Here is a 16,679-nt window from a genome sequence, read left to right on the forward strand (position 1 = left end):
CAATCGTATAGAAAAATATAGGATTAACGACAAGTTTCAAGTCGTTGACTTGAACCCCATTAAGCTAACCGTTTGAATTGGCACTACTATATTCTAATATTTCCTGTACACTCTTTGCAAATCTTTCTCCAGAATATCCTCACTTTTGAAAAGATTTTAAACAGGCTCTAAAAGAAGAAGCAAGAAAAATCCTTTAACAAAACAAGACAAAAAAAATAATCAATTCCTTTCCAAAGAAAGTGTAATTAATGAAAATGCTATTGGTCTGCTTAAGCGATTCAAAATTTTAGCTGATCGTTATAGAAATAGACGAAAAAGGTTTGGTCTTCGGTTCAATCTAATTGCGGGCATTTATAATCTGGAGCTATGTTAATGGGTTTTGAAAGAGGTCTATTAAAACTTATGATGTGATTTCTTGTTTAACTTTTGAGGGTTTAAAGGTAAAAAAGAAACCTTTTCATCCATTTGTAAACGAGCAAAAGCCGCATCAAGGTCAATAGATAACCGCTAAAAATATTTGGACCATTTTACAAGATTCACAAATGGCGGTGGATGAAAAATCTGTTGAAGAACAGCTAAAGTCTTATGCGCATACACAACCAATGGCTACTCAAGCACCTATTGAGGATGCTTATTCCATTCGTTGTACACCTCAAATTATCGGACCTATTCGAGAAAACCTTGAATGGATTCAGCGGCTAGTAACAAATGAGTTAAATTCAAGTAATGATAATGCTTTGATTCTTTGTGAGCACCACTAGATATTTCATAATCTAATCTTTCTGACAAGCGTATTGACCGATTCATGGATAAAAATCATAGCAATTAGTTACCTGCTTTTTTATGTTTGGAAAATCTGGGTTTGCGATTAGGGTTAATGGGAGGGCAGTTTATGACAACTTCTTTAGCAGCTAAAAACCGTTCTTTATGCAATCCCGTATCCATTCAGTCGCTCACCTCAACTGGAGATTTTCAAGATATTGTTTCTTTGGGACTTATTGCGGGTCGAATAGCTCAAGAAATTTCTGAAAATAGCTGTTATGTATTAGCTTTTGAACTGCTATGTGGAGTACAGGCTGCCGAAATTAGGGGTGCAAACCTTTTAAGTAGTGCTACAAGAGAGGTGTTTAACAACCTCAGTTGCAGTTATGTAATGGTTCATCTCCGTAAAGAGTTTCCTACTCTTATTAGCTACAGCAGATTTGTTTACTTTGTAAAAAATATTTTTATCCCCCTATTCGCTTATCTTTTACATAACAAAGGTAAAATTACTGGAATTAGCTTTATTGACTCAAAAAAGATACAAGTTTGCCATAACAAAAGAATTAGGAGAAATAAAGTTTTTACAAGATTTGCAAAAATGGGAAAACAGGAGCAGGATGGTTCTTGGGAATTAAACTTCATTTAATACTTAATGAAGTAGGAGAAATTCTAGCTTTTCAATTAACACCTGGAAATACATCAGACGTTTCTGTAGCCGATATTTTGTCGAATAAAAAATATATCCCAGATTGAACATACAAGACATAGATCAATAAGCAATTTTTTGGTTAATACGCTTTGTGCAATTGCGGCTTATACGAAGCAACCTAAAAAGCCTCGTATTAAGATGTCTGATAAGGAAAGTTTAGAGCTAGTTATTTTCTAGAAAACCCAAAACTGAGGTTAACATGGTGCGTAAATATGTTCCTTATTTATCGACAGATCAATGCCTAACCGATTATTTAGAATAAGTTAGCAGAGATCATTAAAACTGGGGCTTTGCTACAAGAAGTGGAAAAAATACAGGTAAGAATACCATTTATGAAGGAATAGAGGGGTTTTATCTTGAGAGGATAACTAGAGTCTTGTATAGAAGTGAAGATTAAACATTTCTCTTCAAGGTCTTCGCATATGTCTACAGCAAAATCTTTTGACCAAGATTTTATAAAAGGGGTGGCATACATCTTACTTTCAACTATTGGGTCCTCTCTCTTTGGGTTGTTTTCTAAGTTTGGATTGGATAATACTCCTTTTTTCTTAATCACATTTTTACGATTTGCCATTCCCTTTATATTGCTTTTACCATTTTCTCTAACAAAATATTCTGTTGTTCAACTTTGGCAAGCAAGAAATTGGAGAATACAATGGCTGCGTAGCAGTTGTGTGCTTGTGTATCAGTATTCTTTTTTTTATTTTTTAAACCAGCAATCTTTACTTGATGCAGCTGTTTTACAAAGTACTTCACCCTTGTTTATTTTAATATTTGAAAGCCTTTTTCATAGACAGCGTCTAAATATGCTTACTTTATTTAGTATCGTAATTTCTTTTATAGGGGTACTTTGTATTTTACAGCCAGACCTTGGAGTAATTAGTAGGATTAGCTTAGTAGGATTCCTAATTCCAGTAGCTTTAGCAGGTTCTCAAGTAATCTACTTTCATCAAGTGCATCATGCTCCTCAACAAAGCACATTATTTTTCTTATTTTTTCTCTGTTCTATTTTTACTGGAGTTCTTTACCTTTTTTCGGGAGAATTATTTCAGACTAGTACTTATGGACATACAAGTAGCCTTGTGCATGCATGGGTTTTATTAGGTATGGGGGTTACAAGCATTTTTAACCAGTCTTTTCGTGGATTTGCTTACCGATATGCTAGGCCATCCATTTTAGCCCCTTTCTCTTATATAGCCCTTCTGTTTTCAGGATTATTTGACTGGCTTGTTTTTAACCGGTTGCCTAACTTATGCTCCGGTCTGGGTCTTGCTTTGGTCATTATAGGCAGCGTTATTCAGTTCTATGGGAAAAAGCGCTTTATTTCTTAAGTTACGATGAGAAAGATCTATTTAAGTAGAGAAACATTTGATGAAAAATCTCTTTCTCGGTGTGATTACAATCAATGGTATGAAGCAATTTAAGTTCTTTGTAATACATAATTAAAGGAGCTGTTTGCTCATGATATATTTGCAGGCGTTTGCTAACCACTTCAGGTTGATCATCAGATCGATAAGTTAAGTGTGCATGACATCTATCGCAAATACCTGCTTTTTTGGGTGGAGAATTAAATAGATGATAAGGAGTATGGCACTTTATGCAAATCAGACGGTCTTGCAACCGTCTAATAATCTCTTGATCGCTTAAATCTAGATTAAAAACAAATGGCTCAATTTTATTTTGTGTAAAATAAGCTTGTAATTTTTCAGCTTGAGTTAATGTTCGAGGGAATCCATCTAAAATATAGCCTTTCTTGCAATCTGCCGCAGAGATTCTTTCAAATAGCATATGTAAAATCATTTCATCTGGAACTAATTGGCCACTCTGCATGTAGACATCTACCGCTTTACCAAACTCTGTCTTTTGATGAATTTGTTTTCTAAGTAAATCTCCTGTTGAAATATGAGTGAGGTGGAAATATTGAGATAAATTCTTTGCTTGAGTTCCTTTTCCAGCTCCAGGAGGGCCTAATAAAATAAATACGTGCGTGTCAGAAGATTCAGCCATAAAATACCAGTTAAAATGTGATTTGGCAGAGGCTTATCTTAGCAGAAGTCACTCTTTTAAAAATAACATTTTTTATCTTTAGAAAATGGAAAAAAAGCCCAAAATTAAAGGGCTTGTATAGAAATTTTTTTGGAGGGTTGAATTTTTTTTCTATGAAATTTTATTTTTACTATTCCGTTCTTACATATAGCTTCTGGACTTTTTGTTTCGTCTACAGCGCTAGGAAGGGGAATGCTGTAAGAAAAGGAGCTAGTGGCCTTTTGGTAAAACTTTCTTTTATTGTCTTTTACTTCTTCTTTTTTAACAGCTTTAATCCAAAGAATGTTCTGTTTTAGAGAAAGCTCTATTTCTTCTGATTTAATACCGGGGACATAAGCTTCTATATAAACATATTTTTCGTCTTCTGATATAGTTAAACCTGAAGATTCTTCAAAAGGATTCAAAAGAAGCATCCCTCCTTTTTCCTCAGACAAACACAAGCGATTGCTAGTATGAGAGAAGAGTCCATGAAGATGTTGGTTTAGTTTACGACACATAGATTTTAATTTGGTTAAAAATACAATTTATAACTATATATATTAAAATAAAAAGAAACAAGAAAAAAGTGTTAGATAAAAACTAACGATTTTTATAAAATCTCGGATTTGAGATTGCAAAAAACTCTCTTTCAGAGGATTTTACAGTCTCTTATTAAAAGGTTTATGGCAAAAAAAAAAGTAAAAGCATTCGGTACTTTAAGGAGTATTTTTTGGCCTGTTCATCGCTCTGAACTTAAAAAAGTTCTTTCCATGTTACTTTTGCTGTTTCTGATTTGTGTAAGTTACAGCGTCCTAAGGAATTTAAAAGATGCGGTTATTCTAACAGCAAAGCATTCAGGAGCAGAGGTAATCCCTTTTATTAAGGTGTGGGGAATTTTCCCAGCTGCGGTTGGAGCTACTTGGTTGTATACTCGCTTAAATCGTTATTTTAATAAATCAGCCGTCTTTTATATTACCATTTCCAGTTTTCTTGCCTATTTTCTTGTATTTGCCTTTGTTTTATATCCAAACAGCGAAAAATTGCACTTACACACATTAGGGAACTGGTTGTCTACTGTTTTACCAGAAGGATTTCAAGGCTTAATAGCTTTAATACGCAACTGGATTTTTACCTCTTTTTATATAGTTTCAGAGCTTTGGGCTACTTTATTATTGGCAGTAATCTACTGGGGCTTTGTAAATGATGTAACATGTGTAGGTGAAGCAAAGAGAACATATGGAATTTTAAATATAGGTTCAAATATAGCCCCCATCTTAGGAGGATCTTTAGCTTTAATTTTTAGTAAACCCTTTGCTTTTTCTTTTTTGCCTACGAAGGAAAATCCTTGGAGCCAAACAATCTATCAGCTTATTTTATTAATCGTGGCTTTAGGAATTGCTTGCATGGGCATTTATGCTTGGATTAATCGCTATGTATTAACCGATAAAGAAAGAAACGAGCCTTGTTTGATCAAGCAAGAAATCAAAGAGCAACTTTCCATTAGAGAGAGTGTAAAATACATTCTTTGCTCTAGGTATTTGGTTCCTCTTGCTATCATTGTTTTAGGCTATAACATTAGCATTAACCTCACAGATGTCTTATGGAAGTCTCAATTAGCAACTTTATTTAGCGACCCTAATGTCATGCTTGAGCATATGAATAAAATAACTGTCGGAATCGGTATATTAGCTACCTGTGGGGCTTTATTTTTTTCTGTTTTAATTACAAGACTTGGTTGGACTTTTACAGCAGTTATCACGCCAATGATCATGACGCTAACCGCTGTTGGTTTTTTTACTTTTATGTTTTGCGCTGATTCATTGGCAGCTTTTTCAGCAGCTGTTTTTGGGTTAGCTCCTTTTGCGATGGCAGTGTACTGCGGATCTTTGCAAAATTGTTTAAGCAAAGCTTGCAAATATTCGGTATTTGACGCTTCTAAAGAAGTAGCTTTTTTACCTCTTAACAGCGAATCTAAACTCAAAGGCAAAGCTGCAATTGATGGTCTAGGTTCAAGTTTAGGCAAGTCTGGTTCTTCATTAGTCTATCAGGTATTTATTATTTTGATGGGAAGTGTGGCTCTTTCGGCTCCTTTTGTAGCTGGCATTTTATTTCTTATTTTAGTCGCTTGGATCCCATCTGCTTTTTACTTAGGCAAACAGTTTAAACAAATGACCGCAGTCGATGAGCCCATTAATATGCAGGGCCTGCCAGAACTCTAATCTATAAGTTAAGCCTTATCAATCTCTTTTATATAAAACTTGCAAAAAATAAGTGAAACATGCATTAAATGTTTTAAGTTTAACTACAAAGCGAGTTGTTCATAGTGAGCAAGCAAATCATTCTAATTACAGGAATAAGTGGAAGAATAGGCTCAAAGGTAGCTGAATATTTTTCTCAAGATTATCAAATTATTGGTTTTGATATTACTCCACCTGTAAATCCGAAGATAGATTTTATTAAAGTAGATATTTCTTCTGATGAAAATGTGCTCAAGGGACTTGAACTATTAAAAAAAAATTATGGAGATGAAATAGCCTCGGTTATTCATCTTGCTGCTTATTATAGTTTTGCAGAACCAGAGAGCAAGAAATACGATCAAATTACCGTAAAAGGCACTCAAAGATTTCTAAAAGGTTTAGCCCATTTCCAATTGGAGCAATTTATCTTTTCTTCAACAATGTTGATATACAAACCAACTCAGCCAGGAATTAAAATAACAGAAGATTCAGCTATAGCTCCTTCTTGGGGATATCCACGCTCTAAAACACAAACAGAGCATCTCATTCATGAATTGAGAAAAGGATTTAGTAGTGTTAATTTACGCATTGCAGGTGTTTACGATGATAAATGCCATTCTATCCCCTTATCCAATCAAATGCAGAGGATTTTTGAAAACCAATTAGAATCTCATCTTTTTTCTGGTGATATTCATTGTGGATCTAGCTTTGTACATATGAATGATTTAGTAGAAGCTATCGGCTTATGTGTAAAAAAACGTAAAGAGCTCCCAGAAGAAATCAATCTGCTAATTGGAGAAGCTAAAACTTTTAGTTATGATGAACTGCAGAAAAAAATGGCTTATTCACTGTATAAAAAAGAATGGAAAACCTGGCGAGTTCCAAAACCAATTGCCAAAATAGGTGCTTGGTTTCAAGACCATCTGCCGTTTATGAAACCTTCTTTTATCAAACCTTGGATGATTCAAATTGCAGATGATCATTATGAATTAGACATCTCAAAAGCAAAAAGGCATCTAGGTTGGGATCCAAAGAAGCGCGTGGATGAAACCATTTTGCAATGGGCTGAAGAATTAAAAAAAGATCCGGTAGCTTGGTATACGGAAAATGGATTGAATATACCCAATTCTCTAAAGAAAAAGGCACAATGAAAAAATTATTTTGTTTCCTTAGTATGGCTTTAGGAATTTGGTTATTTGCTAATCCTTTAACCTTTTTTTATCAAGATGACCTACTAATGTATAACGATCTTGGCACAGGATTGCTTATTACATTATTTGCTATAAGTTTTTTCTATACTAAAAAAAAAAGATTTGCATGGGGTGTAGCAGGGCTTGGTATCTGGCTAAAATTAGCTCCTCTTGTATTTTGGGCTCCTCAGTCCCTTATTTATTTAAATGATACACTAATGGGGTCTTTAGCTGTTGTTTTTGGTTTTCAATTAGCAATGCCTGAGATTTCTTTTGAAAATACAAGCTTTTATCCTAAAGGGTGGTCTTTTAATCCTTCTTCTTGGACTGCACGAGTCTTAACTATTGCTTTAGCGCTTATGTGTTGGTTATTTTCGCGATACATGGCAGCTTATCAATTAGGGTACATTGCTGATGTTTGGGATCCCTTTTTTCTAGATGGAACAAGTAAAGTACTCAATTCCGATGTTTCCCATGCATTTCCTATTTCTGATGCCGGCTTAGGAGCTTTTGGATATACTTTAGAGTTTTTACTTGGATGGCAAGGTGGTAGTAAAAGATGGGCAAAAAACCCCTGGCTTGTTTGTCTTTTTAGTTTCCTTGTCGTTCCTGTAAGTATTATTAGCGTTTTGTTAATTATTTTACAGCCGGTGGTTGTCGGTGCATGGTGTAGTTTATGTTTAGCTACAGCTTTTTTTATGTCTATTATGATTTTATTTACAGCTCCAGAGTTAGTAGCCACTCTTTTGCTTTTAAAAGAAGCAAAACACAATCGCTGCTTTTGGCAAACCTTTTGGCATGGAATACATGTAGAGGAAAAAAAATCCAAATTTTTCAAGCAGTCTTTTGGAATAACATTGCCTTGGAATCTGCTTTTATTAATTGTATTGGGTGTCTGGTTAATTATTAGTGCTTATTATATAAATAGTAGTTTTTTAGTTAATATTAATTTCATATTAGGTCCTTTAATTGCCTTTATTTCTTTGATTTCCTGCGCAGAAGTATTTCGGGTCTTGCGCTTTTTGAATCTGCTATTTGGAGCTATCTTACTTGTCACGGTTTGGTTCTACCTCGAAATCTCGTTGTTACTTATTTTCCATAACCTTCTTTTAGGGGCTTTGATTTGCTTCTTATCTTTCCCAAAAGGAAAAGTTCTTGAAAAATATGGCCCTTGGCAACGTCTAATTTTCTAAAGTTACAATTTTTTTTCTTTCTATGAAAAAGCAAAAAAAAGCGAGAAAAGGAATTGCGAAAAAAGGAGTATATTATGTATGTTGTTTACTTCCTTAGGCGCAAAGCGCAAAAGGAATAGAATCAACGAGATTGGTTCAAAAAATGTTTAACAGCAAAACAGAAGTGACGTGCAAGCAAAAAAGAGCTTGTGTAAATGGAATGAATAAAATCATTTTATTTGCCTGTTAATTTTTTAATATGAGCAAATTTTCAAGAAATATTTTTCTGAGAATTTGATCTTGGTTCAGATTGAATGCTGGCAGCGTGGATGAGGCATGCAAGTCGAACGAAACTAAAGGGCAACTTTTAGTTTAGTGGCGAAAGGGTTAGTAATACATGAATAACTTACCCTTTACCTGGGAATAACGACTGGAAACAGGCGCTAATACCGAATGAGGTACCGATAAAAAATTATTGGCTATCAAAGTGGGGGCCCTTGTAAAAAGGCCTTGCGGTAAAGGATAGGTTCATGGGATATCAGCTAGTTGGTGTGGTAAAAGCGCACCAAGGCAAAGACGTCTAGGCGGATTGAGAGATTGACCGCCAACATTGGGACTGAGACACTGCCCAAACTCCTACGGGAGGCTGCAGTCGAGAATCTTTCGCAATGGGCGAAAGCCTGACGAAGCGACGCTGCGTGAGTGATGAAGGCTTTCGGGTTGTAAAACTCTTTCGCGCAAGAGCAAAGTGTTTTAGTGAATAGCTAAGGCATGTGAGAGTACTGCGTAAAGAAGCACCGGCTAACTCCGTGCCAGCAGCTGCGGTAATACGGAGGGTGCAAGCATTAATCGGAATTATTGGGCGTAAAGGGCGCGTAGGCGGGATTAAAAGTCAGATGTGAAATTCCGAAGCTCAACTTCGGAGCCGCATTTGAAACTGCAATTCTTGAGGGATGGCGGAGGAAACGGAATTCCACGTGTAGCGGTGAAATGCGTAGATATGTGGAAGAACACCTGTGGCGAAAGCGGTTTCCTAGCTTTTACCTGACGCTGAGGCGCGAGAGCAAGGGGAGCAAACAGGATTAGATACCCTGGTAGTCCTTGCCGTAAACGATGTATACTTGATGTAGTTAGGCTCAACCCTGGCTGTGTCGTAGCTAACGCGATAAGTATACCGCCTGAGGAGTACGCTCGCAAGGGTGAAACTCAAAAGAATTGACGGGGGCCCGCACAAGCAGTGGAGCATGTGGTTTAATTCGATGCAACGCGAAGAACCTTACCCAGGCTCGAAATGCAAAGGACAGCAACAGAGATGATGCGTTCCGAAAGGATCTTTGTATAGGTGCTGCATGGCTGTCGTCAGCTCGTGCCGTGAGGTGTTGGGTTAAGTCCCGCAACGAGCGCAACCCTTATCATTAGTTGCCAACACGTAAAGGTGGGGACTCTAATGAGACTGCCTAGGTTAACTAGGAGGAAGGTGAGGATGACGTCAAGTCCGCATGGCCTTTATGTCTGGGGCTACACACGTGCTACAATGGTCGGTACAAAAGGCAGCAAGACCGTAAGGTGGAGCAAATCCCGAAAAGCCGATCTCAGTTCAGATTGTAGTCTGCAACTCGACTACATGAAGTTGGAATTGCTAGTAATGACGTGTCAGCAACAACGTCGTGAATACGTTCCCGGGCCTTGTACACACCGCCCGTCACATCATGGGAGTTGGTTTTACCCGAAGTCGCTGACTTAACCGCAAGGGAAGAGGCGCCTAAGGTAAGGCTGATGACTGGGATGAAGTCGTAACAAGGTAGCCCTACCGGAAGGTGGGGCTGGATCACCTCCTTTTAAGGACTAAAGTAGTTCTTTAAGGTTGAGACAAGCTCTGTTTTGTCCACGTCACTTCTTTTTTGCTGTTAAACCCTAGAACTTTAAACGGGGGTTTAGCTCAGCTGGTAGAGCATCTGATTTGCATTCAGAAGGTCAGGAGTTCGAACCTCCTAGCCTCCATTTGAGTCAAGCGGTTATAGCTCAGTTGGTTAGAGCGCGACACTGATAATGTCGAGGTCCCTAGTTCAAGTCTAGGTAACCGCACATTCTTCCTGTAAAGAAGAAATTAGCTATCTTGATAGAACTAAATTTAGTCAGAGAGAAATCTCAAATAAAGCGCAAAAGTAAAATAAGTGGAAAAGATTTCACTGATGTAAATTGGCGCTTGAGAATGAAAGAAAAATCAAAATTAGCAGCAAAAAAGTTTTGTAATCAAGCTGCTAAGAGCTGTTGGTGGATGCCTTGGCATCGAAAGGCGAAGAAGGACGTGTAACCTGCGAAAAGCTTCGGGGAGTCGGAAAAGGCGTAGAACCGAAGGTATCCGAATGGGGGAACCCGATAGAGAAGCCCTCTATCATCTTTAAATGAATACATAGTTTAAAGAAGCAAGACCTGCTGAAGTGACACATCTCAGTAAGCAGAGGAAAAGAAATCTAGAAGAGATTCCCATAGTAGCGGCGAGCGAAGTGGGAAGAGCCCAAACCAGGGATTAATTCCTGGGGTTGTAGGGCCTATTATAAAGCGAAGTTTAATCTAGCAAAATGGCATGGAAAGGCCAATGAAACAGGGTGAGAGTCCCGTATGCGAAAGATAAGATAAGCGAAATAGGAACCTGAGTAGGACCGGGCACGGGAAATCCGGTCTGAAACTGGGGGGACCACCCTCCAAGGCTAAATACTAAAACGATGACCGATAGTGAACAAGTACCGCGAGGGAAAGGTGAAAAGAACCCCTGTTAGGGGAGTGAAATAGAAACTGAAACCAGCAGCTTACAAACGGTCGAAGGCCTATGCACCGTAAGGTGAATGGCTGACGGCGTGCCTTTTGCATGATGAGCCAGCGAGTTAAGCTACATGGCGAGGTTAAAGAACAAACGTTCTGGAGCCGAAGCGAAAGCGAGTGTGAATAGCGCGTATAGTCGTGTGGCTTAGACACGAAACCAAGTGATCTATCCATGACCAGGATGAAGTTCGGGTAAAACCGATTGGAGGTCCGAACCAGTGTCTGTTGAAAAAGACTTGGATGAGTTGTGGATAGGGGTGAAAGGCCAATCAAACTTGGAGATATCTTGTTCTCTTCGAAATAACTTTAGGGTTAACCTCGGAAAAGCCGACTCGGGGGTAGAGCACTGAATCCACAAGGGAGGCTACCGCCTTACCGAAGGGAATCAAACTCCGAATACCGAGAAGGAAGCCGGGAGATAGACTATGTGGGATAAGCTACATAGTCAAAAGGGGAACAGCCCAGATCGCCGATTAAGGCCCCAAATTCTATGCTAAGTGAGTAAGGAAGTGAAGTTTCAAAGACAGTTGGGATGTTGGCTTAGAGGCAGCCATCATTTAAAGAGTGCGTAACAGCTCACCAATCGAGAAACTTTGCGCCGATAATAGACGGGACTAAAGCATAGAGCCGAAATCGCGGGTGTATCGATAAGATACGCGGTAGGAGAGCGTAGTATGTGCAGAGAAGATATACCGTGAGGAGTGTTGGAGCGCATACTAGTGAAGATGCATGGCATGAGTAAACGATAAAAGAGGTGAAAATCCTCTTCGCCGAAAACCTAAGGTTTCCAGGGTAAAGTTCGTCTTCCCTGGGTTAGCCGGTCCCTAAGCTAAGGCTGAAAAGCGTAGGCGATGGGAAGCAGGTTAAATATTCCTGCGCCGCTAAAGAGCAATGGTGATGAGATGACGGAGTAAGTTAAGCGTGCGGACGATTGGATGTCCGTGGAGCTGTGAAGAGGGTCTGAAGGAAAGCCCGCAGACAAAAATCTAGGCAGAGACTAAGGGGAACTGAAAAGGGAACCGATAACGTAGCGCGATGCTTCCAAGAAATAGTTTCTAACCGTAATTTAGCGACCGTACCAAAACCGACACAGGTGGGTGGGATGAATATTCTCAGGCGCGCGAGAGAACTCTCGTTAAGGAACTCTGCAAATTACCCTCGTAACTTCGGGAGAAGAGGGGCCAGGGTTCGTAATATTCTTCGCGAATAGAAGCGAAAACTGGTCGAAGAGAAATGGCCCAGGCGACTGTTTAACAAAAACACAGCACTATGCAAAGTCGTCTAAGACGACGTATATGGTGTGAAGCCTGCCCAATGCCAAAAGGTCAAAAGGAGATGTCAGTTGAGCAATCGACAAAGCATTGAATTAAAGCCCTGGTGAATGGCGGCCGTAACTATAACGGTCCTAAGGTAGCGAAATTCCTTGTCGGGTAAGTTCCGACCTGCACGAATGGCCTAACGATCTGGGCACTGTCTCAACGAGAGACTCGGTGAAATTGTAGTAGCGGTGAAGATGCCGTTTACCCGCAACAAGACGGAAAGACCCCGTGAACCTTTACTATACTCTGATATTGGCTTTTGACTTTTCATGTGTAGGATAACCGGAAGACATTGAAGTTTGCTCGTTAGGGCAAATGGAGTCGACCTTGAAATACCGGTCTTGAAAGGTTGAAAATCTAACAATATTCCGTGAAACCGGGAGTTGGACATTGTCAGACGGGTAGTTTGACTGGGGCGGTATCCTCCTAAAGAGTAACGGAGGAGTTCAAAGCTTCCCTCATCGTGGTTGGCAATCACGAATAGAGCGTAAAGGTATAAGGGAGGTTAACTGCGAGACCAACAAGTCGAGCAGATACGAAAGTAGGACTTAGTGATCCGGCGGTAGAAAGTGGAATCGCCGTCGCTTAACGGATAAAAGGTACTCCGGGGATAACAGGCTTATCGCCACCAAGAGTTCATATCGACGTGGCGGTTTGGCACCTCGATGTCGACTCATCGCATCCTGGGGCTGGAGAAGGTCCCAAGGGTTTGGCTGTTCGCCAATTAAAGCGGTACGCGAGTTGGGTTCAAAACGTCGTGAGACAGTTTGGTCCCTATCTGTTGTGGGCGTAGGATATTTGAGAAGAGCTGCTTCTAGTACGAGAGGACCGAAGTGGACGAACCAATGGTGTGCCGGTTGTACTGCCAAGTGCATAGCCGGGTAGCTATGTTCGGAAAGGATAAGCGTTGAAAGCATCTAAACGCCAAGCCTCCTTCAAGATAAGATATCCCAACGAGACCCCCTGAAGATGACAGGGTTGATAGGTTGGATGTGTAAGCATAGTAATGTGTTGAGCTAACCAATACTAATAGGTCCATTGGCTTGATTACTTTTTTTTCATCGTCACTATTTTCCTTAAAATAAGGAGAATACTGAAGATGCAGCTAAAAAAGCTGTTTTGGAAACTAACAAACTCAAGCGTCAATTTGCATTAGTGAGAGATCTGACAAAATTTAGTCTTGGTGGCAATAGAGAAGAGGAAATACCTGATCCCATCCCGAACTCAGAAGTCAAGGTCTTCATCGCCGATGGTACTATACTCAAGAGTATGGAAGAGTAGGTCGCCGCCAAGTTTTTTTTATCCACCCTAGTTAGCTAGATCTAACTAGGGTTTTTTTATGCCTAGAAATAATAAAGTTAATTAATACGCTTGTTAAAGAGTATCTTTTCAAGTTTGAAGTATTAGGCAGGCGATGAAAGAATCTCTATTGTGATTTTTAACAATAAACCTCTTTCATAATCATCAAGGTACTTTTGAAACAAAGCAAAAGAACGCTCTACAACCCATCTTTTGGGAATAACTGTAAAAGTATGAAGTGTATTTCTTTTGGCTATTTCTACTATACATCCTAATATCTCCTGCACACTCTTTGCAAATTTTTCTCCAGGATATCCTCCATCTGCTAAAACATTTTTTACACCGAACAAATGGTTTTTATGTAGTGAAAATGCTTCTATAGTAGTGCCAATTCAAACGGCTAGCTTAATGGGGTTCAAGTCAACGACTTGAAACTTGTCGTTAATCCTATATTTTTCTATGCGATTGAAATTGAATCGGAACCAATGTAGATCAACTATTCGTGGACGTGTTTTTTTGCATGTAGACTCAAGTATTAGATGGACTTTGCTAAATTGGTTACGAGAGATATCGCTTGGATAAGAGCGGGCCATAATTACTTCCAAAGGTTTTATGAAAACTATCATTATGCCTTACTGAAAAGATTTTAAACAGGCTCTAAGATCTCCAAGCCGCTATTTCTCTTGTGAAATAAAAGGCGTATATTTATAGCGTATTGTATAAAAAAACTTAATATCTGATAAGTTAAGCAAAAATATCAAAATAAGGATTAACATGTCAATAAATTCAATTAATACATTTACACAGAAAGCTCTTACAATTCCTTTAAAAATTGTTCAGTCAACAGGTTGGACTGCATTAGCTACTGCAACTCTTCCTTTTCTTACAATAAGTCATAAACCCTTTGTTTTTTTTACAAAAAAAATAGTAAAAGTTTGGAGTCAAAACACAACAGAAACTACAATTAAAGTGGATAAAGTTAATCCAAATGTAAGTTTATCTAAAAGTTCATGTGAAACCATTTTAAAGACATGGGTAGAAACAGCTCCAAGAGGTGAAGCTCGAATCACAGCTCAGGAAAAAATTCGAGCCTTTCTTGGGTTATCAGGATTTCAAAGAAAAGAGACTTTAGATTTAACAAATCTAAATTTAACCTCATTGCCTGACATTTTTAATAACCCTTGTTTTAATCAGTTAAAGCATCTGGACCTTAGCAGTAACCAACTTAGAACCCTACCTGCATCCTTTGGGGAGCTACAAGCGTTGACCAATCTGGACCTTAGCAGTAACCAACTTACAACTCTACCTAAATCCTTTGGGAATCTACAAGCGTTGACCCAGCTGTGCCTTAGCAGTAACCAACTTACAACCCTCCCTACATCCTTTGGGAATCTACAAGCGTTAACCCATTTGTACCTTTACAATAACCAACTTAGAACCCTACCTGCATCCTTTGGGAATCTACAAGCATTGACCAATCTGGACCTTAGCAGTAACCCACTTACAGCCCTCCCTACATCCTTTGGGAATCTACAAGCGTTGACCCATTTGTACCTTTACAATAACCCACTTACAACCCTACCTGCATCCTTTGGGAATCTACAAGCGTTGACCTGTCTGGACCTTGAACGCAATGCAAATTTATCTGGAATTCCTATGAGCATACTAGAGCTTTCTTCTCAATGTATCATTGACTTAACAGAATGTAATTTATCCATGGATATTCTAGAAAGATTAAGAGATATAACCCAGACTTCTAATTACTCAGGACCTCGGATAAACTATTCCATCGCTGATATTGCTGATACGGATTCAAATGAGGAAAAATCTATCGAAGAGTCTTTAAAGAGTTTGTATGCTATTATAGATAAAACTCCTACAAAGTTTGCTAAACTCAAAGAAACAACAGAATTGAGCTCTTGGCTACATCGATTATCTTATACCGCTGATTATAAAGCAGGTAGAGAGATGAAAAAAGCACTTGCTAAAAAAATTATAAGTTATCTAAACCAAGCTGATACAGATACAGAATTTCGCACGATTTTCTATCAGGTTATTCAAGATGCATCTGAGACTTGTGGAGATAGAGTAGCACTCTCTGTTCTGCATTTGAGTATTGCTTATCAACTGGCAACCATTGACTGTAAAGATATGAAGCAACTAGCCAATTTTTTGATTAAGGGACCTTGGACTATTGAAATGTTAGAGAGCATTGCTTACAATAAAATCCGTACCTTACCTTTTTTTGATGAGATTGAAGTCTATCTTGGGTATCTCATTAAACTTAAAAAAGACTTAGATCTTCCTATAGATGTACAAGAGATGCTCTATTTTAGATGCAGTGCATTACAAGAGAAAGATTTAAAAGAAGCTAAAGACTCTGTCTTAAAAAAACAACAAAACGAAAACGAGTGTTTGGAGTTTCTTATTAGTCATCCTAAGTGGAATGAAGCTCTTTCTGCTAATTACCGAGAAGAATATCAAGCTATCTTGGATGGAAGAGAAGAAGCTGCTGAACAAGAAGTTCCAGATTATATCAGTATTGAAAAAACATATAAGCAAGAATTAACAGCATTAACAAGAAAAGCTTTAGAGCCTGTTTAAAATCTTTTCAAAAGTAGAGCAATAAAAGCTAGAACCACCATATTCAGGCTTGTATGTAGTTTTCTTTCGCAATTTTTCCATCGATGCAGCCGGTTGTCACAAAATAGTAGTAGAACAGATTTGTTCCCAGGGAGGAGATTATGTTATTGCCCTTAAAGGCAATCAAGACCAATTACATGCAGAAGCTCATAACTTTTTTGAACAAGCACAGGACGTTATACCGTAAGAAGCTAGCTGTGATTATTGGCGGTCTGAAAAATGTAATCGAGGACGTAGTGAGATAAGAGAAGTATGGGCGACTGAGAAATTAGATTGGTTTAGCTGTGATTATTGGCGGTCTGAAAAATGTAATCGAGGACGTAGTGAGATAAGAGAAGTATGGGCGACTGAGAAATTAGATTGGTTACCTCAGCGTCAGATTTGGAAGAAGCTGCATAGCTTGATATGCGTAAAAGTACAGAAGAAATCGCAAGAGAGGAATAGCTGTGAAATTCGGTATTTTATTTCAAGTCTACCTGCTAACGCAGAACGTCTTGCAA

Annotated in this window: 10 protein-coding genes, 2 tRNA genes, 3 rRNA genes and 4 pseudogenes; 15 read left to right on the forward strand and 4 right to left on the reverse strand. The window is 38.6% G+C overall.

Features of this window, described 5'->3' with window-relative positions:
• Window positions 1-169 precede the first annotated feature (169 nt).
• The 5 genes and pseudogenes from RHOW815_RS02665 to RHOW815_RS02685 all read left to right on the forward strand — a co-directional run.
• Window positions 170-373 (forward strand): annotated as a pseudogene (locus RHOW815_RS02665) (transposase family protein); the annotation flags it as partial.
• A gap of 142 nt (window positions 374-515) precedes the next feature.
• On the forward strand, window positions 516-761 hold the full coding sequence (locus RHOW815_RS02670; RefSeq protein WP_256439905.1) for an aromatic amino acid lyase: 246 nt from the start codon (window positions 516-518) through the stop codon (window positions 759-761).
• Between the two features lie 80 nt (window positions 762-841).
• A pseudogene (locus RHOW815_RS08485) lies at window positions 842-1,123 on the forward strand (aromatic amino acid lyase); the annotation flags it as partial.
• Between the two features lie 24 nt (window positions 1,124-1,147).
• Window positions 1,148-1,648 (forward strand): annotated as a pseudogene (locus tag RHOW815_RS08490) (transposase); the annotation flags it as partial.
• A gap of 245 nt (window positions 1,649-1,893) precedes the next feature.
• Window positions 1,894-2,802 (forward strand): DMT family transporter, encoded by a 909-nt coding sequence (locus RHOW815_RS02685; protein WP_215216825.1) that lies wholly within the window; start codon window positions 1,894-1,896, stop codon window positions 2,800-2,802.
• A 1-nt stretch (window position 2,803) separates the two neighbouring features.
• On the opposite strand, the gene RHOW815_RS02690 is transcribed toward RHOW815_RS02685, so the two are convergent.
• Both RHOW815_RS02690 and RHOW815_RS02695 read right to left on the reverse strand, forming a co-directional pair.
• A complete protein-coding gene (locus RHOW815_RS02690; protein WP_215216826.1) occupies window positions 2,804-3,478 on the reverse strand; it encodes an adenylate kinase in 675 nt (224 codons plus the stop codon).
• Window positions 3,479-3,582: 104 nt separating this feature from the next.
• Window positions 3,583-4,014, reverse strand: coding sequence for an Hsp20/alpha crystallin family protein (locus RHOW815_RS02695; RefSeq protein WP_215216827.1), 432 nt, complete (start codon window positions 4,012-4,014; stop codon window positions 3,583-3,585).
• A 165-nt stretch (window positions 4,015-4,179) separates the two neighbouring features.
• On the opposite strand from RHOW815_RS02695, the gene RHOW815_RS02700 reads away from it, so the two are divergent.
• The 8 genes from RHOW815_RS02700 (at window position 4,180) to rrf (ending at window position 13,531) form a co-directional block, all read left to right on the forward strand.
• A complete protein-coding gene (locus RHOW815_RS02700) occupies window positions 4,180-5,715 on the forward strand; it encodes an Npt1/Npt2 family nucleotide transporter (protein WP_215216828.1) in 1,536 nt (511 codons plus the stop codon).
• 104 nt (window positions 5,716-5,819) lie between these two features.
• A complete protein-coding gene (locus RHOW815_RS02705) occupies window positions 5,820-6,884 on the forward strand; it encodes an NAD-dependent epimerase/dehydratase family protein (protein ID WP_245397495.1) in 1,065 nt (354 codons plus the stop codon).
• Window positions 6,881-8,116, forward strand: a complete 1,236-nt coding sequence (locus tag RHOW815_RS02710; protein ID WP_215216829.1) for a vitamin K epoxide reductase family protein — start codon at window positions 6,881-6,883, stop codon at window positions 8,114-8,116. Before RHOW815_RS02705 ends, RHOW815_RS02710 begins: the two co-directional genes overlap by 4 nt.
• 261 nt (window positions 8,117-8,377) lie before the next feature.
• A 16S ribosomal RNA gene (locus RHOW815_RS02715) occupies window positions 8,378-9,934 on the forward strand.
• An 89-nt stretch (window positions 9,935-10,023) separates the two neighbouring features.
• Window positions 10,024-10,096 (forward strand) — tRNA-Ala (locus RHOW815_RS02720).
• Between the two features lie 10 nt (window positions 10,097-10,106).
• Window positions 10,107-10,180, forward strand: a tRNA-Ile gene (locus RHOW815_RS02725).
• Between the two features lie 166 nt (window positions 10,181-10,346).
• Window positions 10,347-13,288, forward strand: a 23S ribosomal RNA gene (locus RHOW815_RS02730).
• Between the two features lie 128 nt (window positions 13,289-13,416).
• Window positions 13,417-13,531: ribosomal RNA gene (gene rrf, locus RHOW815_RS02735) — 5S ribosomal RNA — on the forward strand.
• The 16S, 23S and 5S rRNA genes sit together here with 2 tRNA genes alongside, the layout of an rRNA operon.
• Window positions 13,532-13,709: 178 nt before the next feature.
• Here the strand turns inward: rrf and RHOW815_RS02740 are convergent.
• Window positions 13,710-13,877: pseudogene (locus RHOW815_RS02740) on the reverse strand (IS5/IS1182 family transposase); the annotation flags it as partial.
• A gap of 51 nt (window positions 13,878-13,928) precedes the next feature.
• On the reverse strand, window positions 13,929-14,162 hold the full coding sequence (locus RHOW815_RS09290; RefSeq protein ID WP_215216830.1) for a hypothetical protein: 234 nt from the start codon (window positions 14,160-14,162) through the stop codon (window positions 13,929-13,931).
• A gap of 148 nt (window positions 14,163-14,310) precedes the next feature.
• Between RHOW815_RS09290 and RHOW815_RS02750 the strand changes: the two genes are divergently transcribed.
• Together RHOW815_RS02750 and RHOW815_RS02755 are read left to right on the forward strand one after the other, a co-directional pair.
• Complete coding sequence (locus RHOW815_RS02750) at window positions 14,311-16,140, forward strand: NEL-type E3 ubiquitin ligase domain-containing protein (protein WP_215216831.1); 1,830 nt, start codon at window positions 14,311-14,313, stop codon at window positions 16,138-16,140.
• Between the two features lie 49 nt (window positions 16,141-16,189).
• Complete coding sequence (locus RHOW815_RS02755) at window positions 16,190-16,366, forward strand: hypothetical protein (protein WP_215216832.1); 177 nt, start codon at window positions 16,190-16,192, stop codon at window positions 16,364-16,366.
• Window positions 16,367-16,679: the final 313 nt, after the last annotated feature.

It is taken from the genome of Candidatus Rhabdochlamydia sp. W815 (assembly GCF_018642185.1).
GTDB lineage: Bacteria > Chlamydiota > Chlamydiia > Chlamydiales > Rhabdochlamydiaceae > Rhabdochlamydia > Rhabdochlamydia oedothoracis.